Source organism: Capnocytophaga genosp. AHN8471 (assembly GCF_016806945.1).
GTDB lineage: Bacteria > Bacteroidota > Bacteroidia > Flavobacteriales > Flavobacteriaceae > Capnocytophaga > Capnocytophaga periodontitidis.
Window position 1 is genome coordinate 220,204 of sequence record NZ_JAESPJ010000006.1, and the last position, 21,437, is coordinate 241,640.

Sequence of the window (21,437 nt, forward strand, 5' to 3'; positions counted from 1 at the left end):
TTCAAAATAAAAATAGTGAATGTTGTTTATGATTTATCGGACGAGGCGGACAGGTCAGACCCCTGAGACCTGACACCTGATGTCTGAAACCTATTTTACTTTGGTAAAGTGCATTACTGTGCGTCCGTTATCGCCATCTATGGCAAAGGTCATATAGCGGTTATTGTTGGAGAAATTGATGTCCCAAAGTGTTTTTTTCGCAGGGTTGCTCACATTGTAGTACTTGCCCCCTTCCTTTACCCACTCATAGGTGTTTATCGTTTTATTACATTGCCCATTTTCTGGATAATTAAAGTATAGGGTAGCTCCCAAAGAGTGGGCTACTATTTCACCGTATAAGCATTCAGTATTCTTTACAATAAATTCTTGTTGTCCCACTACATATTTGGTCATTTTCCATACTCCTATAAAAGGGTCGAGATAACTATAGTCCTCTCCTTTTTTGTGGAGGACATTTGTTACATCATAAGATGTTGATTTATAATGAATGATGAGTTCTTTACCTTTCATTTCATATTTTATAGAAAGAGTACTTCCTTTTGTTCCATAAGGGGAATCATTGGCAACGGTCATATTAAATGTACCATTGGAGGAAGTATAATCGTAATAGGAAGAAGTATGTTGGCAGGTTTTGCTATTGTCAAGTCCATACCATTCGTGCTTTATCTTTTTATCGGATATAGACCAATGAGTTTGCTCTGAACAAGTATTAGGAAATTTCCATGCCGTATCATTGTTATTGTTGGTTTTGAAAATCACATATTCATACCAATCCCCAGTGAGCGAAGTGCTACCTCCGCCGTTGTCGTCGTCTTTCCCGCAAGAGGAAACGCATAATGCTGTGGCAACGAGTGCCAAAAAAATTAGTTTTTTCATATAATTTGTATTATCCTCTCTCCCGTTCCCTCTCTCCCAAGGAGAGAGGGGCAATCTGGTTAAGAGGGATTAAAAAATAATGTTTAATGTTGTTTATGATTTATCGGACGAGGCGGACGGGTCAGACAAGTCTGACGAGGCTGAAACCTGAAACCTGACACCTATCATCGGGGCAAATGTAATAAAAAATAGTTTAATGTCCTAATTTAAGTGTATGGCAATAGATTTTCATTACCAAAAGTTTATACTTCTTTTTCTTTTTTATATCAGAAATCTTTCGTAATTTTACCGCGATTTTCTAATTCCTATTTCCTAATTTCTAACGACTAATAATAAATAATTATGACAAAATTTAGAACAGAATCAGACCTTATCGGCGATTTGCAAGTGCCCGCCGATGCTTATTACGGTGTGCAAACTCAACGCGCTATTGAAAACTTCCGTATTACCGGTACTAAAATGGGTGACTATCCTGCTTTTGTAAAAGCTATCGGCTATGTGAAACTCGCTGCGGCTCAAACTAATCACGCTTTGGGACTATTGCCCGATACACTCCTCAAACCTATCAGCGAGGCTTGTAAAGAAGTGATTGCTGGGAAATTTGACAGTCAGTTTTTGGTGGATATGATTCAAGGGGGCGCAGGTACTTCGGTGAATATGAATGCCAATGAAGTGATTGCTAACCGCGCTTTAGAGCTTATGGGCTATGAAAAAGGCGATTATTTACACTGCTCACCTAACGACCACGTGAATCAATCGCAATCTACTAATGATGCTTACCCTACCACCGTGAAATTGGCGGTGATTATGATGAATAAGACCCTTATTGAGAAATTGCAATTGCTCATCAAGGCTTTCCGCAAAAAAGGACAAGAGTTTGCCGATGTAATTAAAATGGGTCGTACCCAATTACAAGATGCAGTACCTATGACCCTCGGTCAAGAATTTGAGGCTTTTGCAGCCAACTTAGAAGAGGAAATCGCTCGCCTGCAAAGCAATGCCAATCTTTTCTTGGAAATTAATATGGGAGGAACCGCTATCGGTACAGGGCTCAACGCTCCTAAAGGCTATGCCAAACTATGTGCTGAGAACTTAGCCAAACTCACTGGCGATGCTTTTGTAACCGCTGCCAACCTCGTAGAAGCTACTCCTGATACTGGGTCTTATGTGATTTACTCATCGGCATTGAAACGTATGGCGGTGAAACTCTCTAAAATTTGTAACGACTTGCGTTTGCTCTCTTCAGGACCTCGTGCAGGACTCAACGAAATCAATCTTCCTGCTATGCAACCAGGGTCATCTATTATGCCAGGAAAAGTAAACCCTGTAATCCCCGAAGTAGTGAACCAAGTGTGCTACAAGGTGATAGGCAACGACCTTACTGTTACTTTTGCTGCTGAGGCTGGTCAGTTACAATTGAATGTAATGGAGCCTGTATTGTGCCAAAGCATTATAGAATCAATCGTATTCTTAGAACGCGCTATCGATACTTTGCGCACTAAATGCGTGGAAGGCATCACTGCCAACCGCGAGGTGTGCCTCAATATGGTGAAAAACAGCATTGGTATTGTAACAGCTCTCAACCCTCATATCGGTTATAAGAACAGTACCAAAATTGCCAAAGAAGCCTTACAAACAGGTAAATCAGTTTATGATTTGGTATTAGAACACGGATTGCTCTCTAAAGAGAAATTAGATGAAGTGTTAGACCCTAAAAATATGCTACACAATTAGGCAATTTGAAAATTTGAAAATTAAAAGAGGTGGCTCATTGTTGGGCTGCCTCTTTAGTTTTATGCTGATAGACTTTGTGATAGACTTTGTCAAAGTCCAAGGACTTTGACAAAGTGTAGTGGCAAAATGTAGTGCCTATTCAATATACAAATACAACTGCAAGCGGGCGATGCGTTCTTTATCAAAACCTTCGATTTGCAAAAGGTCGTCAAAAGATTTGATAGCACCGAGTTCTGATCGCAATCCTACAATCTTTTTACCTTCGCCGTATTTCACATAGGGTATTTTGCTCAGTTCATACATATTGAGCGCATTGATATTCTTTTTCTCTATCACGGGAGCGGTTTGTACCTCAAAACGTTCGGCTACACGCTGGTAGACCTCTTTGTCAAGTCCGTATACCTCAGCCACTTGGTCGATATAGGTAAAGCCGTGTAGTTTGTCGCGGTATTTCAAAATACGGTTAGAAAACCCTTCGCCTATGCCGTAGATTTTCATCAGCGCTTCGGCAGTAGCCGTGTTGATATCTTGTTTGGGAAAATGTTTAGATGAGGCATCCTGATAGTTATAAGCAGTTGTTTTGCGATTGTTCACCCAGTCGGGGAATTTGAAAGAAGGGGCAATTTTGGCGAGCAAACTATCCGAAACACCCGTTACTTGTTGGAATTCTCGAGCAGAATTTACGTACCTATTCTGTGCGCGAAAGGCTTGCAAACGGTCGATTTGCTCTGGAGTGAGTCCCAGTTTGAAACCTTTATAATCGGTGATGAAATTAGGATTGAAAGGATAGATGGTATCCTTTTTAAGGGCAGTTGCGAGCGCCCTTAGCGAATCCATTTCGCGGTAGCCCAACGCAGTTTCGACGGGAGTGAAAGTATGGCGAAATTCACAGTTGCGAAAGGCGAATTGCAGCGCGACGATAAGAACGAGGAGCAGTATAACTCCTCGGGTTTGTTGGCGGTTCATAGGAATTAGGGGATAGGGGTTAGAGGCGTTGTTTTACTACTTCGTACAAGAAGACGGCACAAGCTACCGAAACGTTTAGCGAACTGATATCGCCTGCCATTGGCAATTTGGCTTTGCTATCTACTACCTTCAATACAGCAGGCGATACGCCCACATCTTCAGCGCCCATCACAATAGCGGTAGGCACGGTAAAATCTTCAGCGTATAGCAATTGGTTTGTTTTTTCGGTCGCAGCCACTACCCTGATGCCACTGCCTTGCAGGTAATACACAGCATCTACGAGGTTTTCAACCTTGCAGATAGGCACGCGAAACACAGCCCCAGCCGAGGTTTTGACAGTATCGGCAGTGATGCTCACACTGCCGCGCTTAGGAATGATAATCCCCGAAACGCCTGTACACTCTGCCGTGCGGATAATCGCCCCAAAGTTGCGCACATCCGAGAGGTGGTCTAACACGAGGAAAAGCGGTGTCGCTCCACTTTCGGTTACCGAAATCACCAAATCCTCAAAATTGTGATAATCTACGGGGGAAAGGTTTGCCACTACCCCTTGGTGGTTTTTCTTGGTAAGGCGGTTGAGTTTCTCAACGGGGACATATTGCACAGGCACTTGGGCTGCTTGCAGTAGGGGCATTAACTCTTTATACAAGCCTCCTTGTAAGCCTTTTTGCAAAAAGACTTTATCAATGGTTTTGCCTGCTTTAAGGGCTTCTATCAGGGCACGAATGCCGTATATTTGGGTTTCTTGTTCTTGCATATTATATACGACGGGCGTTTATTTTTATAGAGGGGACAAAGATAAGGAGTTTTCTGGAATAGCGCTAATTTTTTTGCAATATACCCGCTTTTTTTAGAGATTAATACATTTTGTTTTATATAAAAGAAAAACCTAATTGCAAATAAATCTTGGCATATTTATTGTGCTTTTGAGAGAAAATATATAAACAATGAAACTCTTATCAAAAATCTTTTTAGCAGTATGCTTAATAGTGGTAGCCAACGGCTATGCACAAGTTAAAATTGTGGTGCCTTCAGACAAAGAAGAACATATTGAGATTCCTACTCCTTCAGAAGAAAAACCTCCAATTGATATTCCATTTGCTATTGCAGAAGAAAAACCTATGTTTGAAGCCTGCAAAGAAGTTCCTAACGACAGACAAATTGAATGCTTTAAAAAGCAATTAGATAACTATGTAAAGATTCATTTAAAATATCCTCCAAAATCCCTTGCTGCAAGAATAGAAGGAAGAGCGATGATCGTTTTTCGTATCAATACTGATGGCACTGTTACCATAATAGGAAAACGTAGCACTGACGAAATATTGGAAGAAGAAGCCGTTTTTCTTATTAATAGCTTACCCTGTCTTATCCCTGGTAAAATGAAAGGCGTCCCAACTGCTGTGACCTTTGCTTATCCCATTAATTTCAAACTGCCAGATAATTCTTCCAATAACAAATGACCAAATAGGCTCATTCTTAAAGGCGTTTGCAAAACGCCCCTACAATATACAATATAAACAACATTGATTTTCAATATATTAAACCTTATTAAAATTTTCTGTACGTGTAGTTCACCCCTTTGAAAAAGTGTAGCGAGGCAAAGGCGTTTTTAATTTTTTTCAGATACTTTCTCACACCTCAATAACAATCAATCAGTTTTTTGGTAATATCGCACCCAATCTATGTACATTTTTACGGGCTTTTTGAAGGGTTTTACATCTCCTACCCAACTACCACCAAGTTGCATATCAATTAGCAGGTAGTAAGGTTCTTGTGTGAAAGGATATTGTCCTTCGGTTTCTTTTTCGGGTATGCGTGGGTAAGTAAGTGAAAGACTATCGTTTACATAAAGACGTACAGCTTCATTATCCCATTCTACAGCATATACATTGTAGTCAGTTGGGCGAATGGGGGCTGTTGCTGAGTGTTTAGGGTACTCCGTATTGCCTTTTTGAGTGTAGGGCGAATGTACGGTTTGGTATACAAAAGCATCGTGGTTGAGGCGCTCAAGAATATCAATCTCACCTCCTTTAGGCCATTTAATACTTTGGGGAAGCATCCAAATGGCAGGCCAAGAACCTTGTACGCCCTCTAACTTACAGCGCACTTCTATCCTCCCAAAAGTAAAATACATCTTGCCTTTGGTAAAAACACCTCCGGTAATGTACTGATTGGGGTCGGTTTTGTGGTGTGGGTTGGGTTTGCCTGACAAAATGAGGTTACCTTTTTTAATTTTAAACAGACTTTTGTGATCGCTCATTGTATTGCACCAATCAATTTTTTCACAACGGGGGATTTTAGACCATACAGCCGTTGAAAAGATAACTTTGCGATTAAAATCGTCTTCCCATACCAATTGCCACGCAGTTGAGGTTTGCGAATAAGTTTTGGCAATAGTAATTAAAACTATGAATAATAATACTTTTTTCATTCTATTTTTATTAAAAGCCTACAAATTTCACCTTTTTGCTAAAAAAAATATATTAGAAGTTCTAAGAACAAAGCAAAAAACCAACAAAAACCACCTATATAAACGTATTTCAAAAGTTTTTGTTTTCCTTCATAAAGACCATAGAGAGCCATTCCTAAATGAAACATCACTATAGAAAAGGCAACTATTGAAAGTGTTATAAAAACCGATGAAATCCAGGTACTTCCCCCTTTAAATATTTGTCCCCACCAAATCCAAAATGGCATTATCACAAAAAAAGGGATTGCACCTAACAAAAGTGTCAGCCAAAGATGAGCAACTTCTTTTGAGGGGTGTTGTAAGCGAAATTCCAAACTTACTTTTGCTTCGCGCTCTTCCTTATTTTTTTGGTCGATAGGTTTAAAATCAAAATGGATTTTATAGGGCTGAATAGGAGTATTGATAAACATCTGCAGTTCAGGAGGGTAATAAATCTTAGGATTCAGTATTTTGAGGTCTTTTAGCAATTGTTGCATCTCATCGCCATCTAACACGTAGTAGACAATCAAGCGTGGTTTTTCGTTTTTTTTCTAAAAACTCGTAATAGGTAACTTCAAAAGTTCCTCCTTCATTGTCATAATGCTCTACTTCTCTATAACGTATAGTAGTAATATTCTCTACTTCCATTGGTTTAAAGCTAAATAAGGCATAAGTAGAGCGCATTCGCCCTGCCACAATGCTAATCGCATCGCGACAAAGTCCTAAAGAGAGGACTCTTAAAACGGCACTGGCTTTATATCTTTTCAATTGACAATTGATAATTTACAAACTTTTACTTTAGATTATAACTCCTAATGATCCAAATAACAGCCCTAAAAAGAGACAAATAGCAGCTATGTAAAGGTTTTTCTTTATTTTTTGCCAGCCATCAGAAGAACCATATAAAGCTAAAGACAGCTCCATCCCCACATTAAAAAGAGGAAAAAAACTTGCTACCATCGGAGGAATAAACATAGAATTTGTTCTGTTTCCAAAACATCCAAGCAAAATTCCTAAAGTACTTGAATACCCTATGAAAATAGGTGCCATAACTAAAATAATCATCAGCCAATTATGAGCTACATCCACAGAAGGATGCTGCAAAATAAAAGGTCTTCTCATTTTAGCTAATAACTCTGCTTTGGGTTTCTGGTCGGCTGGAGTAAAATCTAAATGTATTTTATAGGGCTTAATATATGTATTCATAAATGCCCGTATTTCAACAGAATACTCAACCTTAGGATTGAGTTGCCTTATATCTTTTAGTAGCTGTTTCATTTCTTTGGCATCGAGCAGATAAAACCTTAACAAACGATGTTTTTCACCTTTTACAACAAATTTATAATAGGTTTTATTTACATACCCTCCTTTTACCCTTACTCTTTTAGTATAACACTCTATATAAGTAATATCCTCTATTTTGATAGGTTTTATCCTAAACAGAAAACCACAAGTAGTACGCAACACCCCGTTTTTAATACTCACAGCGTGTTGAAAAATTCCTAAAGAGAGGACTCTTAAAGCAGTACTGGCTTTGTATTTTCTTTCCATTTTTTTATTTTTGCCCAAAACCAAAGAATTTCACGAATTTGGAACTACATATCTCTTACTTCTTACCTCTTACCTCAACAAAACTCCCATTCTAATTGGTTTTTGGGATTTTCGGCTTCCCAATAGCGTTTCCACTGTTCTAAATCGGCGGTAATTTCGTGATAAACAGTCAGTTTTTTCAAGGCTCCACTGCGCATAAAAAGTATCTTTATCTTGCGATGCCCTACATCCGATGAAAATATATGCCACATCGTATCATTGATATGAGGCTCCTGACCGGTATGAATGAAAAAGGCATCGTTGAGTGCCTCTATAAAACCTATATAGGTTCTGCACTTACTCGCCTCCACCATCGCGATATATTCTTTTTCTTCTTCAAAAGGTAAATCTTTCATAATTATAGTCAAACAAAAATAAATTGTGAATAAATCGCAGTCCCTGCCCGAAAGGTTTTATTGGTGTGGGCGTTTGCAAAACTTATTGGTGTGGGCGTTTGTAAAACGCCCCTACAAACCTGACCCCTGACCCCCTAAATCCTGACCCCTAACATCTTATACGCCTCATCGATATAGTCGTAGATGTCTTGAGGGTAGATAATTTCTTCGGAAGGTTTGGAGGCAGTGTGGTGTCCTAAGCGCACAATGATAACATCATCCGTGAGATTGGCAATCACATATTGCCCTAAGTGTCCGCGCATCATAAAGAAATGAATTCCTTTGTAGTCTAACAACCACCAGCCATAACCATACTGCGGGCTCTCGGCAAAGCGCGGTTGCACTGAGGTGGCTACAAAAGTGGAGTCTAACAACTGTTTGCCATTCCACTTGCCGTGGTCGCGATAGAGTTTCCCCAAACGAGCAAAATCACGTGCATTAGAGGCAATACAGCAATACGCTTTTTCCAATCCGCTCTCCTCGCTATCCAATTGCCAAAGGGCATCACTCTCACAACCCATTGGTTGCCAAAGACTTTCGGTGAGGTATTGGGTAAGCGTTTTGCCGGTAGCTTTTTCTAAAACCATTCCCAATAGGAAAGTATTTCCACTGAGGTATTTAAACGATTTCCCTGGAGGTGATGTAATTTTTAAGTGCAACATCTTCTCGCGAAATTCCTTGTCAAAATAAGCGCGAGTAGTGATAGAAAAAGGGTTGTAGTACGACTCGTCCCAATCGAGACCCGACGCCATAGAAGAGAGGTCGCCTACGGTGAGCTGTGCCGCCAAACCTTCTTTGTATTCAGGAAAAAAATCGCTCACTTTTTGGTCGAGGCTCTTGATATAGCCATCGGCAATAGCCCTACCCAAAAGTGCTGACACATAGCTCTTCGCCATAGAAAACGAATTGCTCATACTTTTAGAATTGTAGTTATCAAAATACTGTTCGTGCCAAATGCTATCCCCTTTGATGATGAGAAAAGCCACAGTGCCATATTTTTGATGTGCATTTTGCAATTCGGGGGTTTCGGGAGTTTTGTTGTAATCCAAAGAAATCGCCCAAGGTTGAGCGGCGGAACTTTTAGCAATCGTACGATTGTCAAAATACGTATAATCATCGAGGAAAGTAGTGGTATGCCCTGTACCATAGACCATTGCCACCGCTTTGAGGATATAGCCATAGCCGGTGAGGTAGAGCGTACCTATCACTAAACACAAGAAGCAAAGCAAGCCTAATAAAAACTTTTTCATAGAGAAGCATTTTTGTTACTGCCGACAAAGATACTACATAATTAGCGAATTAACAAATCGGTAAATTTGTAAATTAGTGAATTAGCTAATTAGCAAATTGGCAAATTATTCCTACCTTTGCCCACAAATAACAACTTTTCACTATTCACTTATGAAAACCTGCACTATAGAAAACAACACCATCACTCTAAACGGTTCAGTGCTTTTCTCCGATAAAAGCACTTCATTTGCCGATTTCTCCAAAAAAGCCCTCAAAGCCTTGCAAATGGAGTATCCTAAATTCTTCAAAATGGATAACCTCAGCAAGCTCGCTTTCTTAGCCGCCGAAGTATTGTTACGTCCGTTTTCACAATCCGAGAAAAACGGTGTCGCCTTAGTATTTGCGAATCGCTCTGCCAGCCTCGATACCGACCGCAAACATCAGGCATCTATTGCCAATCCGCAAGAATATTACCCCAGTCCGGCGGTATTTGTTTACACCCTGCCCAACATCTGTTTAGGTGAAATAAGCATACGTCACCAACTGAAAACCGAGAACAGTTTTTTTGTATTCGATAGTTACGAGGAGGCACACCCCTTTTTAGAGCAATACAGCAACTCGCTTTTAGCGCAAGGCAAAGCCCAAAGTGTACTAATGGCGTGGGTTGAGTTTTTAGACGATGATTATAGGGCCATAGCAACTTTAATAGATTAGTAAAATTAGCTAATTTTCAAATTTGCTCATTTGCTAATTCTTCACTATCTTTGCAAAAAAAAATAGATTATTATGCCTTATACCATTACCATAGACGATAGTAGCAAACAAGCTTTATTATTTGTAGAATACGCCAAAAGTCTTGATTTTGCCCGTGTTACTAAATCTTCTATTTTCTCTAATAAAGAACTAACAGCTAAAGAAAAAGCTTTTAAAGAGATGATTACAGAGAGAGTAAAAGAAGCAAAAGCCGTGAGAACTGGCAAAGTACAAACACGTGATTTAGACGAAGTACTCGATGAACTATAGTTTTAGAACAATGGCTTCTTTTGAAAAAGACCTTAAGAAGCTAGGCAAGAAGTACAAAAGCCTCAAAGAAGACTTTAAAAAACTCAAGGAAGAAATACAAGAAAATCCTTTCTTAGGGACTGACTTAGGAGAGGGATTTAAGAAAATTCGGATCAACATTACTTCTAAGGCTCAAGGTAAAAGAGGAGGAGGTCGTGTTATCACACACGAAATACTCGTAAATGTAAACACAGAAGATGAAACAAAAAATGTACTTTTTGTCGCTTTGTATGATAAAAGTGAAACAGACTCAGTTGATATGAAAATTATTAAAGAAGTAGTGGAAGAGTATTACACTGAAGAATCATAAAGATTAGGAAGCCAATCGGAACTTTTTGGCAAAAATAAAAGATAGAAATACTTAATACAAGTTTCTTCTGTGATATAAATACAATTGATACTTCTTAAACACCTCTTTTGTCGCTCAATTAGCTAATTTCTGAAATTTGCTCATTTGCTAATTCTTCACTATCTTTGCCCCCTGATATTAATATATTTATAATGGACGCACTTATTTTAGAACTCAAGAACAAAATTATTGAAGTACTCAACTTAGAAGAAGTAACCCCTGAGGATATCGATGAAAACGAGCCCCTCTTCGGCACTGGCTTAGCCCTCGACTCTATCGATGCTCTCGAACTTATTGTACTACTCGACAAGAATTACGGTATCCGCTTAGACGACCCTAAAAAAGGAAAAGAAATCTTCCAATCGGTGAAAACAATGGCCGATTACATCACCGCTCACCGCACCAAATAGCGATGCTGAAAAAAATAGTCATCACGGGAATGGGTATTAACTCTTCGATAGGTAACACTGTCGGAGAGCATTTTTATGCCCTTACCCATCGCCAAGCAGGTATCAGCAGGATTGAAAATGTAGCAACCATTCACGCCGACCACATCAAGGTAGGCGAAATCAAACGCACGAACGCTGAACTTATTACTGCTTTGCAATTACCCGAAGTGAACGCCTATTCACGCACCTCTCTCTTGGGGATTATCGCCTTACAAGAAGCGATTGCCAATGCGGGTCTTACCCCAAAAGACCTCTCACATAGCGGACTTATTATGGCATCTACTGTGGGCGGTATGGATATGACCGAAAACTATTTCTTCCGCTACGGCGATGAAGAACCCCTACGACGCTATATTACTACTCACAACATAGGTGAGGTAACTCACCAAATCACCGATTATGTAGGCATAAAAGGCGTTGTAAGTAGCGTGAGCACTGCCTGCTCTTCTTCGGCGAATGCCATCATAACAGCTATCAACCTACTTCGTACAGGCAGAGCCAACTGTCTCATTGCCGGTGGTGCCGATGCGCTCTCTAAATTCACTATCAACGGCTTTAATACCCTGATGATTCTCTCGGATACTGACTGCACTCCTTTCGACCAACATCGCAAGGGCTTAAACTTAGGGGAAGCAGGTGCTTTTTTGGTATTGGAAACTGAAGAAAATGCCCTACAACGCGGGGCTACTATATTAGCAGAAATCAAAGGGTGGGGCAATGCCAATGATGCTTATCACCAAACAGCCTCTTCCGCCGATGGTGAAGGTGCGTTTTTAGCAATGCAGAAAGCCCTACAAACAGCAGGATTAACCCCTGCAGATATCGATTATATCAATGCGCACGGAACGGCTACCGTAAACAACGATCTCTCCGAAAGTCGCGCCTTAATGCGTATCTTTGGTGAGCACGTCCCCGATTTTAGTTCTACCAAAGCCTTTACGGGGCATACTTTGGCAGTAGCTTCGGCAGTAGAAGCGGTATTTAGCGTTTTAGCCTTGCAACACGGGGTGGTATTCCCTAATCTCAACTTCAGCACTCCAATGGAAGAAGTGCCTATCCGCCCACAAACCGAACTGAAATACAAACCTATACAGCACGTTCTTTCTAACTCCTTTGGTTTTGGAGGCAACTGCTCAACACTTATTTTAGGTAAGAGATAAGAGGTAAGAGATATGTTACAATTATTCTATCATTCTTCATTAGAAGCGGGTACTGACGAGGCGGGGCGCGGTTGTTTGGCGGGTCCTGTAACGGCGGCAGCTGTGATATTGCCCCCCGACTTCAAAAACGACCTCCTCACCGACTCTAAACAACTCACCGAAAAACAGCGCAACCTCCTGCGACCTATCATCGAGCGCGAGGCGGTAGCGTATGCTGTTTGTCACGTACTCCCTGCCGAAATAGACGAGCTGAATATCCTCCGCGCTTCTATCACGGCTATGCACCGCGCTATTGCTCAGCTCAAAATAACCCCCGATTTTATAGCGGTAGACGGTAATAAGTTTGTGCCTTACCAGAAAATACCTTATGCTTGTGTGGTGAAAGGCGACGGCAAAATACAAACCATAGCGGCAGCTTCGATACTTGCGAAAACCTACCGCGATGCCTATATGGAAGATCTTGCCCAGCAGTTTCCTGAGTACCATTGGCAGCAAAACAAAGGCTATCCCACCCCCGAACACCGCAAAGCTATTGCCGAGCACGGCGCTACTGAGCACCACCGCAAAACGTTTCAGCTACTGCCCGTGGAACAGTTGAGTTTGTTTTAGGGAAGTAGAAAAAAGCCAGCTGGGGAGCTGGCTTTGTTGTTTGTGCGAACTATAAAAAACAGGATAGTGGAAAGTGAAGGTAAAATTCTACTGATTGAAAAAGATTTTTAAAGACCTATTTTGCTATTAAAAAATGTTTTGTACTTTTGCAGTGTCTAACAAGTGATTATTAGACCGCGATGCGGAGAAATCCAAGTCGCTACCAGAGTAAAGCCTTAGTTTCTAATTCATTAGATATTAAGGCTTTGCTTATTCTACAATTACTTTTAAATAGTTATTAAATAACTCTTCTTTTTTGAAAGAACCTTGTAAAAACAGTTCTTTTTCATTGTTAAACTTTGAAAGAGTTTCTCTAATATTACCCCTTTTAAAAATAAACTCATAATATACATTAGTTTTAAAATCAGATTTTTCTTCCATAAAAGATAGTTATGTAAGAAGGATTCGTCTAAAAGGGCGTTTTTGCATAGATGGCAGTACAATAGAATTTGTTTTTATGTGGGTTAGTGTGGCAACGATAGTCCCGCCTGCGCGTTGGCGGTATACGAATATTTTGCCGACTTTACCGCTGAGTCCTGTGATGGCGTAGTTTGCTTTGCTTTTTCCCATTTTGATTTAGTTTTTTTGGTTTGACGGTGCAAAGGTAGGGTGGGAAAAGTGGAGTTGCAAATGGTTGTAACGTTTTGGGGAGAGGGTGTTACGAAATGGGGAAATTAGCAAATGAGGAAATGAGGAAATGGAAAAGCCAGCTGGGGGGCTGGCTTTTGAGGGTGCGGGGAGGGGAAATGTTATTTATTGAGTTTAAAGAGTTTTGGGAAAGAGGTTTCTCCTTCTATCTTGTCTATAAGGTTTTTCATTTCTTGGGAAAAGATACCTATTGCCCAATGGTTACGGTCTACGATTCTGAAGATGAAATCTACATTGTCGGGTTGCCAAGTAGTTTTGGTATTGCTCTTTACACCGAAAGCTACTCCAATGATAATATTTTTGAGTTGCTTGTTGGGGTCTATTACTTGAGCTACACAAAGGGTTTCTCTTAAGGCGGTGATTTTAGAGGGGTCTGTTTTATATTTTAGGGTTTTATTTACATCGGGCTCAACACTTGCTTTAGAAAACATTCCTTTACTTTCGTTTAATACAACATCTATATTGGTGTTATCGGGGGGGAGGGCGATAACATCGGGATATTCACGGGGTTGTGCTTTTCCTAATTCGGGATTGGGGAGTATTGCCCCTCCTCCTTGAGAACCTGGGTAGGATACGGATACTATTTTAAAACCATTAGGGATAAGTACTTTGTGAACGATTGTATAGGTAACTTCGTCTTCATCTACTTCATTTTGTACCTCAGCAATAGGGGTAGGAGTGGTGAATTTTTTAAAGCCAAAGAATGAGGAGAAGTGTGGAAGGAAGTCTTTTTGGGTGGTATTTATAAGTTTTCGTTTGTCCCACTTTAGGAGGATACCGTTATGATTTAGGTAAAGTCCGTCAAGGAAATAGGCAATGGTTAGGACTACTTTGTTTTTAGGGAGTTCGTTTTTATACTTTCCCCATATGTATTGGATATCAATTTCTTGATTGATGGACTGTGCATTTTGTGCTATTGTATTGAGTTCGGTAATAAGCCAAGTGGGGATTCCTCCTTTATCCATTTCGAGGGCTTTGGTGAGTTTTTGCCTGAGTAGGGAGAGGGAAGACATTTCTTGTTTCATTAAATCGTTGCCACGAGGTCGTACAAGGGCGTAGGTGCCATATATTTGGTATTTTTGAGAGAATAGAGCGGCGATAAAGGTGAGGATTCCTCTGTCGGGATCCATTGCGTGGCTAAATCGATTAATCTTAGCAGAAATGCTATTTTGAGTTACGAAATAACGCAGTTTGTTAAGGTTGCTTTTTCGGCGGTTTTTCCACGTTTCAAGGAGTGCTTGGGCACCTGTGGCTTTATTTACTTCTGAGCGGTATTGCTGATATGAGGTTGTTCTGCTCAGCTCTGAAAGGCTTTTATCAAACCATTGTTCCGTATTGGTGATAAATGCTGCTACTACTTTTTGTAGGGTATCGGTAAGGATAGGGATGTTGGAGGGGCAAGAGGGATAATTAGGGTTTCGCTGTAGTGTATAAGGATTGTTAGGTTCAGTTTCCCAATTGGCGATGATATAACCATAATACTTGAGCTCTTCTATAAAGATTTTTGGAGTAGAAAAGGGGTTGTATTGAGCTCCTCCGAATTCTTTTTCGGAATATTTTTCACCTGCAATTTTCAGATAATAAGCTCCTGATAGGTAGGCAGCTATGGCACCATAGGTGCGCTGTAGTTCGTGGTCTTCAGTGGTTACAGCTTCGGTAAACTCGATGAGGATTAGTGGGTATTCTATCTCTTGGTTATCTTCGATGGTGATGCCTGTTATAAGGGCATCGGGGGTAGTGAGTGTAAGAATGGCAGAGAGTGCTCCTTGATTGAGTTCGGAAGCTGTTTTTGGGCGTTTGACAAGTATGATTTCTGTATTTTGATTTTTGGTAATTTGTTCAATAATCGGTTTTATATAGTTTTCTGCCTGTTCGAGGCACTCATAGTAGATGCGTATTTGTTTCATTTTTTTAATATAATTAGATGTTCTTTTTTGTCTTTTTGGGCGAAAGAGGGGTTAAAGATGCGTGAATGTTTGGCTAAATCGGAGGAAATGATATTGCTTATTTGAAAACCCAAATTGGGGGCAAAGTTAGAAATAACTTCGTCAATTTTGATGAGTTCTTTTTTGATAACACTATCACCAATAACAATGAAAGCAAGTGCATTGGGTTTTAGTAGTCGGTACATTTCTTTAAAGCATTTGACCAAATCATCTGTCCATTGGGAAGCTGGTTTTTTTAGGCTTGAGTATTCGCGACGAGAACCTATTTCGTTATATTGGGCAAACTTTACATCAAGGTCAAGCCAACGTTTTCTGAACTTGTGATACAGATAATAGTCGTAAGTATTGGCATAAGGAGGGGAGGTTATGATCATATCGATGCTATTTTCATCAATCATAGAGAGGTTACGGCTATCGGTATTATAGAGTTGAAGCGTGTTGTTGTCATCTACTTTGTTAGAATATTCGGTAATACGCACAAGGTATTCTTGAGCTTTGGACAGGAAAGCTTCAAAGGTAAAGTTATCAGGTATATTTTTATTTTTTGCAGCAAAACGTGTATCGCTTTCTTGGTTGGAGACTCTCACAATGATGGAGGAGAGGACAATCTTGAGGAAGTCACTTATATTTTGATTTTCTTCTTGGGCAATAAGGTTAAGGATATGGGTAAGTTCTTGGGCTACATTATGCTGAAACCAGTGGTCTAACCCTTCTATTTGTTTTACAACAATAGAAGAAGGTCGGGTTTGTTTCCAATTTTGGTTTTCTATAGAAAGGGTTTCTAAGAAGGATTTTATTTGTATCTGCTCTTGGCTTGTAAGTGGGGTAGCTTTGACTTTGGAAAGTAGAATGGAAAGGGCATTGACATCTACTCCTATAGCATTGTACCCCAAGAGTCGGGCTTCTACAAGGGTGGTTCCTGACCCGCAAAAGGGGTCGAGTATGGTGGCATTCTCGGGGGCAAAGTTTTTGATAATGGTATGGGGTAATTGGGGTGGGAACTTTGCTGGGTAAGGGTGCAGGGAATGGGTAAGATAGGTGGTGTCGGCGTTGGTAAAATTGAAATCTATATTAAAATTCATATTTATTTAGGCTTTCTGAATACTACAATAAAGGAACAGTTTTGATTGGTGTAAAGCACGCTTGGGTAGCCTAAGAGTACTAAGCGGCGTTGTCCTGTTTGGTCCCAAATAATAAGATCGTGGTATTTCCAGCCTACTTCTTCACCTGCGCGGGCCAAATCGGAATGGAAGGGGACGTAAGGGATTTTGTTTTTGGTGTCTCGATAGTCTTTTACTACCCAGCAGGAATAGCCTCCTTTTTTTGTAATGACAAGGTTATCTTTAAGAATGTGCTTTATCTGTTCTAAAAAATCGGGGTAGGGTAGGTTGCCAAAATCATTATCATTTTGGCTATATTGTTTTACGGTGCTATTGTTTTCGTATTTTAGTACGGAGGTTTTGTGAGTTGTTTCTCGGTCTTTGAGTGATTTTTGGATAAAATCGGCATAAGGAGGTGAGGTTACAGTGAGTTGTATTTTATCGGGGTGTACGTGTTGTAATAGGTTGCGACAATCGTCATTAACTATTTTATAATGCATAGTGTTGGCGAAAATTCCTTGTACATCGTCAAGCCAATTTTGGGCTATTTGAGCGAATTTGGAGTTGAGCTCGGTGCCTATGCAATGGCGATTGAGGCTTTGTGCAGCAATCATAGTGGAGCCTATGCCCAAGAAGGGATCGAATATGGTATCTTCTTCTTTGGAATACATTTTTATAAGGCGTTCGCATAACTTTACAGGGTATACGGCACCGTGTTCTAATTGGTATTGGTTTCTGGGTGAAGAGAGATCGTTCCAAACGGGGTTTAGGATATCGTCTTCAGTGATTACATTTTTAGAGAGTAGAGCCCACTCGGAGGGTGTAAGCCCATTGAAGCCTAATTTAGTTTTCTTTTCTTCTTTTGCTAATTCTCTTTCTACAGTTTGAGTACTCATTAATAATATATTTTTTGGGGACAAAGGTAGGGATAATTTGCAAATTAGCCAATTTACTAATTAGCTCATTGTTTTGATGATTTGATAGAGATTAGGGAGCAAGAGAAAAAATTAGCAAATTGGTGAATACAAAAAAACTTTGCCAAAGGTACGAGTTGTATGGCTAGGACTTTTGGCAAAGTGTGTGATTTGTTGATTTTTATATTTGCTTATTAGTTGATAATATCAAAGCCGGTGTATTTTCTGAGGATTTTGGGGACTACAATACCTTCGGGGGTTTGGTAGTTTTCTAAAATGCCTGCTAATACACGCGGAAGGGCTAATGAACTGCCATTGAGGGTATGCGCTAAGCGATTCTTACCGTCGGAGTCCTTGAAGCGCAATTTGAGTCGGTTGGCTTGGAAGGTTTCGAAATTTGATACTGAACTTATCTCTAACCATTTTTCTTGAGCGGTGGAATATACCTCGAAATCGTAGGTTATGGCTGAAGTAAAGCCTAAATCACCTCCGCATAAACGCAAAATATGGTAAGGGAGTTTCAGTTCGTTGAGGATTCCCTTCACGTGTTCTATCATTCCTTCTAATGCTTTGTAAGAATTATCGGGGTGCTCGATGCGCACAATCTCTACTTTGTCGAACTGGTGCAAGCGGTTGAGTCCGCGTACGTGAGCGCCATAGCTACCAGCTTCGCGGCGGAAGCAAGGGGTATAGGCTGTGCAGCAAATAGGCAAATCGCTTTCGTTTAACAATGTATCGCGGAAGATATTCGTAACAGGCACCTCGGCAGTAGGGATGAGATAGAGATTATCGACCCCTATGTGGTACATCTGTCCTTCTTTATCAGGTAACTGACCGGTACCATAGCCTGAGGCTTCATTCACCACATGAGGCACTTGGAATTCGTTGTAACCTGCCTCGGTATTCTTGTCGAGGAAGTAGGTAATGAGAGCGCGTTGTAATTTAGCACCTTTGCCTTTGTATACGGGGAATCCTGCGCCGGTGAGTTTTACGCCTAACTCGAAATCGATGAGGTCGTATTTTTTGGCGAGTTCCCAGTGTGGCAAAGCATCTTTACCCAAGTTAGGAATTTCACCTGCCTCGAATACTACTACGTTATCGGCTTCGGAAGTACCTTCGGGCACTAACTCATTAGGGATATTAGGCACGCGATAGAGCAAATCATTGAGCTGCTCTACAGTAGTGTTGAGGGTGTCGGTGAGGGTTTTGATATCCTCTTTAAGGGTAGCTGTTTGCTCTTTCAGCGCATTGGCTTTATCGGTTTCTCCTGCTTTGAAAAGAGCTCCAATTTCCTTAGAGAGGTTGTTAGATTTCGCCAGTGTTTCATCTAATGAAAGCTGAGTAGCACGACGTTTTTCGTCTAAGGCGATGATGTTGTCTATGAGATGCAATTCTTTGAAATTGCGTTTTTTAAGTCCGCTAAGTACGCGGTCTTTTTCTTCTCTAATAGTGTTTAGTTGTAACATATCTTTGGAAAATTAGCAAATTAGAAAATTAGCAAATTGGTTAATTGGCAAATTCGTCGGTGACGTTATTCCAGCTATCATAGCTGTAGGGGGTGTTGTTGTAGAAGGCTTCAAAAGGCGCAAAGGCTTCATCGGCAGTTTCTACAAAGGTACGGTAATGTGTGAAGGCATCGGGTGAGTGGTACACGCGCGCTTCTACTTGATAACGGCTTTTTTCGTCGAGTTCTTCATTTTCTAAAATCGTCTGCACGTAGTTGCCGGTATCGCCATCTTCTGAGAAAACGACAAAACGATGTCCGCTATAAGGCAATTCATCGATAAGGGTTTTAATCTCAGGGAGGGTTAAAACGACGGGAGCGTGATACTCATCGGTAGTGATTCTTTTCATTTTATTTAGCAGGGGATATGTATTTCAACTTTGCCAAAGTTTCGAGCCACACTGGCAAGAAACTTTGGTAAAGTGTGTGATACCCTAATTACAAAGCAGTTGCAAAGGCAAATAGACCAAAGACAATACCTGGTAAGTTAGCTAATAATATAGGATAGTCTCTTTTGGGTTTTTTGAAAAATCCATATATCACCCATAACGAGCAGTTAATTGCTGCCACCAAAGGCTGTATAGGGTTTCCTTTGTGTCCTGCAAGGTTATCACTGATTTGTGGTATGTATGACACATACATACTAATAGAGGCAGCCATTGCTACCCAACCTAAAATGTTAAAGAGTTTTCCGTTCTCCATAATATATAATTGTTTTTAAGTTTCTTTATTTTAGCCTTTGGTAAAGTGTAATGTTGATTAGCAAATTACTCTGTGGGGGATAGGAATGCAGTTTTATCAGCAATTTTTTTAGCGAAAGAGGCGATGGAATTATCGGCGAGTTCGCGCATAAAATTGTCTCTGAAAGGCTGTACGGAATTGTGCAGCGGACAGGGTTTTTCGGACGAGCATTCTTTGAAGCCCATAGCACAAGAGGTGAATTTCTCGGCTTCGCCAATATGCTTTACGACGTTCATCAAAGGGGCTTCTTTTTCTTCATCGGTAAGCCAAAAGCCTCCTCCTGGTCCTTTATTGGAGCTAATAACCTTTTTTCGGGCTAATATTTGTAATATTTTTGCCAAAAAGGAGGTAGGAATATGTAACGCTTCGGCGATGTCCTTGGGGGCTAACCTCTTGGTAGGTGAAGCGTGTAGTGCTAAGTAGATTACTGCATTGATGGCGTACTTACTAGAATTGGATAACATAATTAATTGCTTTCGTTTATTATGAGTTTTTATCTATTTGACGAGTGATGACTAACTTTTGTATTTCGGTAGTACCTTCACCTATGGTACATAATTTAGAGTCACGGAAGAATTTTTCTACCGGAAAATCTTTGGTATAGCCATAGCCTCCGTGAATTTGAATGGCTTCGGTAGCTACACGCACACACACTTCGGAACTGTACATTTTAGCCATTGCTCCTGATAGGGTTACACGCTGACCGTTATTTTTCTGAAAAGCGGATTTGTGCAAGAGCAGTTCGGAGGCTTCGATTTCGGTAGCCATATCGGCGAGTTTGAAGCCAACAGCTTGTAAATCAATTAGGCGTTTGCCGAATTGCATACGTTCTTTGGCGTATTTGAGAGAGGCTTCGTAAGCGCCTTTGGCGATACCCAAAGAAAGTGCCCCTATGGAGATACGTCCGCCGTCCAATATTTTCATCGCTTGGATAAAACCGTCGCCTATTTCGCCGAGTCGGTTGGCATCGGAGATGCGGCAGTCTTGGAAAATCATTTCGGCGGTTTCGCTGGCGCGCATACCGAGTTTGTTTTCTTTTTTACCTGCACTGAAGCCCTTGGTACCGCGTTCTACGGCAAAGGCAGTGATACCGTGCTTGTCGCCTTTTTCGCCCGTACGAGCAATCACTACAGCGATGTTGCCACTTTTGCCGTGGGTGATGAAGTTCTTGGTGCCGTTGAGCACCCACTCATCGCCGTCTTTCACAGCGGTAGTAGCCATTCCACCAGAGTCGGAGCCAGTGTTGTGTTCGGTGATGCCCCACGCTCCTATCCACTCACCTGAAGCTAATTTAGGCAACCAGCGTTGTTTTTGTTCCTCGTTGCCAAAGCTGAGGATGTGATTGGTACAAAGGGAGTTGTGTGCAGCTATAGAGAGCCCTATGGAGGGGTCGATTTTTGATATTTCTTCAACAATAGCAATATAATCGTGGTAGTCGAGGGCCGAACCTCCATAGATTTCGGGGACTAATATGCCCATAAAACCGAGTTCTCCAGCTTTACGGAATACTTCTACTGGAAATTCCTGACTTTCATCCCATTGCATCACGTGCGGGCGGATATATTTTTCGGCGAAGTCCTTAGCGGCTTCGGCTACCATCTGTTGTGTTTCAGAAATGTTAAAATTCATTCGTTATATGCTTATATCTAATACCAAGGGGCAAAGGTACAAAATAA

At 40.8% G+C, this 21,437-nt stretch carries 26 protein-coding genes; 8 read left to right on the plus strand and 18 right to left on the minus strand.

The window, feature by feature from the left end:
* Window positions 1–90: 90 nt before the first annotated feature.
* Window positions 91–876: a hypothetical protein gene (locus tag JMN12_RS02750; protein WP_203136888.1), complete on the minus strand. Its 786-nt coding sequence runs from the start codon at window positions 874–876 to the stop codon at window positions 91–93.
* A gap of 342 nt (window positions 877–1,218) precedes the next feature.
* Here JMN12_RS02750 and aspA point away from each other — a divergent pair, with 342 nt between their 5' ends.
* On the plus strand, window positions 1,219–2,610 hold the full coding sequence (gene aspA, locus JMN12_RS02755; protein ID WP_198465729.1) for an aspartate ammonia-lyase: 1,392 nt from the start codon (window positions 1,219–1,221) through the stop codon (window positions 2,608–2,610).
* Window positions 2,611–2,745: 135 nt separating this feature from the next.
* Here aspA and JMN12_RS02760 read toward each other — a convergent pair whose 3' ends face one another.
* Both JMN12_RS02760 and rlmB read right to left on the minus strand, forming a co-directional pair.
* Window positions 2,746–3,576 (minus strand): helix-hairpin-helix domain-containing protein, encoded by an 831-nt coding sequence (locus JMN12_RS02760; protein WP_203136903.1) that lies wholly within the window; start codon window positions 3,574–3,576, stop codon window positions 2,746–2,748.
* A gap of 19 nt (window positions 3,577–3,595) precedes the next feature.
* Window positions 3,596–4,333 (minus strand): 23S rRNA (guanosine(2251)-2'-O)-methyltransferase RlmB, encoded by a 738-nt coding sequence (rlmB, locus tag JMN12_RS02765; protein WP_203136909.1) that lies wholly within the window; start codon window positions 4,331–4,333, stop codon window positions 3,596–3,598.
* A gap of 190 nt (window positions 4,334–4,523) precedes the next feature.
* Between rlmB and JMN12_RS02770 the strand changes: the two genes are divergently transcribed.
* Complete coding sequence (locus JMN12_RS02770; protein WP_203136911.1) at window positions 4,524–5,036, plus strand: TonB family protein; 513 nt, start codon at window positions 4,524–4,526, stop codon at window positions 5,034–5,036.
* Between the two features lie 188 nt (window positions 5,037–5,224).
* On the opposite strand, the gene JMN12_RS02775 is transcribed toward JMN12_RS02770, so the two are convergent.
* From JMN12_RS02775 to JMN12_RS02800, 6 genes are all read right to left on the minus strand, one after another.
* Window positions 5,225–6,007, minus strand: coding sequence for a glycoside hydrolase family 16 protein (locus JMN12_RS02775; RefSeq protein ID WP_203136921.1), 783 nt, complete (start codon window positions 6,005–6,007; stop codon window positions 5,225–5,227).
* A gap of 38 nt (window positions 6,008–6,045) precedes the next feature.
* Complete coding sequence (locus JMN12_RS02780; protein ID WP_203136923.1) at window positions 6,046–6,555, minus strand: hypothetical protein; 510 nt, start codon at window positions 6,553–6,555, stop codon at window positions 6,046–6,048.
* Entirely contained in the window at window positions 6,524–6,793 is a 270-nt protein-coding gene (locus JMN12_RS02785; RefSeq protein ID WP_203136925.1) for a hypothetical protein, read from the minus strand. Before JMN12_RS02785 ends, JMN12_RS02780 begins: the two co-directional genes overlap by 32 nt.
* A 30-nt stretch (window positions 6,794–6,823) precedes the next feature.
* Window positions 6,824–7,576 carry a hypothetical protein gene (locus JMN12_RS02790; RefSeq protein ID WP_203136927.1) on the minus strand — a complete coding sequence of 251 codons (753 nt, stop codon included), beginning with the start codon at window positions 7,574–7,576 and terminating at the stop codon, window positions 6,824–6,826.
* Between the two features lie 74 nt (window positions 7,577–7,650).
* Entirely contained in the window at window positions 7,651–7,971 is a 321-nt protein-coding gene (locus JMN12_RS02795) for a hypothetical protein (RefSeq protein ID WP_203136929.1), read from the minus strand.
* A 134-nt stretch (window positions 7,972–8,105) separates the two neighbouring features.
* A complete protein-coding gene (locus JMN12_RS02800) occupies window positions 8,106–9,260 on the minus strand; it encodes a serine hydrolase domain-containing protein (protein WP_203136931.1) in 1,155 nt (384 codons plus the stop codon).
* Between the two features lie 151 nt (window positions 9,261–9,411).
* Between JMN12_RS02800 and JMN12_RS02805 the strand changes: the two genes are divergently transcribed.
* From JMN12_RS02805 to JMN12_RS02830, 6 genes are all read left to right on the plus strand, one after another.
* Window positions 9,412–9,954 (plus strand): 3-oxoacyl-ACP synthase, encoded by a 543-nt coding sequence (locus tag JMN12_RS02805; RefSeq protein ID WP_203136933.1) that lies wholly within the window; start codon window positions 9,412–9,414, stop codon window positions 9,952–9,954.
* A 72-nt stretch (window positions 9,955–10,026) separates the two neighbouring features.
* Window positions 10,027–10,263: a hypothetical protein gene (locus tag JMN12_RS02810; RefSeq protein ID WP_203136936.1), complete on the plus strand. Its 237-nt coding sequence runs from the start codon at window positions 10,027–10,029 to the stop codon at window positions 10,261–10,263.
* Window positions 10,253–10,612, plus strand: coding sequence for a type II toxin-antitoxin system RelE family toxin (locus JMN12_RS02815; protein WP_002677648.1), 360 nt, complete (start codon window positions 10,253–10,255; stop codon window positions 10,610–10,612). The genes JMN12_RS02810 and JMN12_RS02815 overlap by 11 nt, the downstream gene beginning before the upstream one ends.
* 191 nt (window positions 10,613–10,803) lie before the next feature.
* Window positions 10,804–11,061 (plus strand): phosphopantetheine-binding protein, encoded by a 258-nt coding sequence (locus tag JMN12_RS02820; protein ID WP_002674344.1) that lies wholly within the window; start codon window positions 10,804–10,806, stop codon window positions 11,059–11,061.
* A gap of 2 nt (window positions 11,062–11,063) precedes the next feature.
* Entirely contained in the window at window positions 11,064–12,260 is a 1,197-nt protein-coding gene (locus JMN12_RS02825; protein WP_203136938.1) for a beta-ketoacyl-[acyl-carrier-protein] synthase family protein, read from the plus strand.
* Window positions 12,261–12,272: 12 nt separating this feature from the next.
* Window positions 12,273–12,869: a ribonuclease HII gene (locus tag JMN12_RS02830; protein WP_088593027.1), complete on the plus strand. Its 597-nt coding sequence runs from the start codon at window positions 12,273–12,275 to the stop codon at window positions 12,867–12,869.
* 249 nt (window positions 12,870–13,118) lie between these two features.
* Here JMN12_RS02830 and JMN12_RS02835 read toward each other — a convergent pair whose 3' ends face one another.
* From JMN12_RS02835 to JMN12_RS02875, 9 genes are all read right to left on the minus strand, one after another.
* On the minus strand, window positions 13,119–13,289 hold the full coding sequence (locus JMN12_RS02835; protein ID WP_009412753.1) for a hypothetical protein: 171 nt from the start codon (window positions 13,287–13,289) through the stop codon (window positions 13,119–13,121).
* Between the two features lie 368 nt (window positions 13,290–13,657).
* On the minus strand, window positions 13,658–15,463 hold the full coding sequence (locus JMN12_RS02840; RefSeq protein WP_088593029.1) for a hypothetical protein: 1,806 nt from the start codon (window positions 15,461–15,463) through the stop codon (window positions 13,658–13,660).
* Complete coding sequence (locus JMN12_RS02845; protein WP_088593030.1) at window positions 15,460–16,584, minus strand: DNA methyltransferase; 1,125 nt, start codon at window positions 16,582–16,584, stop codon at window positions 15,460–15,462. The genes JMN12_RS02840 and JMN12_RS02845 overlap by 4 nt, the downstream gene beginning before the upstream one ends.
* Window positions 16,585–16,586: 2 nt before the next feature.
* On the minus strand, window positions 16,587–17,498 hold the full coding sequence (locus tag JMN12_RS02850; RefSeq protein ID WP_088593031.1) for a site-specific DNA-methyltransferase: 912 nt from the start codon (window positions 17,496–17,498) through the stop codon (window positions 16,587–16,589).
* Window positions 17,499–17,710: 212 nt separating this feature from the next.
* Window positions 17,711–18,982, minus strand: a complete 1,272-nt coding sequence (serS, locus tag JMN12_RS02855) for a serine--tRNA ligase (RefSeq protein ID WP_203136940.1) — start codon at window positions 18,980–18,982, stop codon at window positions 17,711–17,713.
* A 40-nt stretch (window positions 18,983–19,022) separates the two neighbouring features.
* A complete protein-coding gene (locus tag JMN12_RS02860) occupies window positions 19,023–19,370 on the minus strand; it encodes a hypothetical protein (RefSeq protein WP_203136942.1) in 348 nt (115 codons plus the stop codon).
* Window positions 19,371–19,458: 88 nt separating this feature from the next.
* Window positions 19,459–19,722 (minus strand): SemiSWEET family transporter, encoded by a 264-nt coding sequence (locus JMN12_RS02865; protein WP_009412761.1) that lies wholly within the window; start codon window positions 19,720–19,722, stop codon window positions 19,459–19,461.
* A 65-nt stretch (window positions 19,723–19,787) separates the two neighbouring features.
* Window positions 19,788–20,225: an RrF2 family transcriptional regulator gene (locus JMN12_RS02870; protein ID WP_009412762.1), complete on the minus strand. Its 438-nt coding sequence runs from the start codon at window positions 20,223–20,225 to the stop codon at window positions 19,788–19,790.
* 19 nt (window positions 20,226–20,244) lie between these two features.
* Window positions 20,245–21,390, minus strand: coding sequence for an acyl-CoA dehydrogenase family protein (locus JMN12_RS02875; protein ID WP_203136953.1), 1,146 nt, complete (start codon window positions 21,388–21,390; stop codon window positions 20,245–20,247).
* Between the last annotated feature and the right edge of the window lie 47 nt (window positions 21,391–21,437).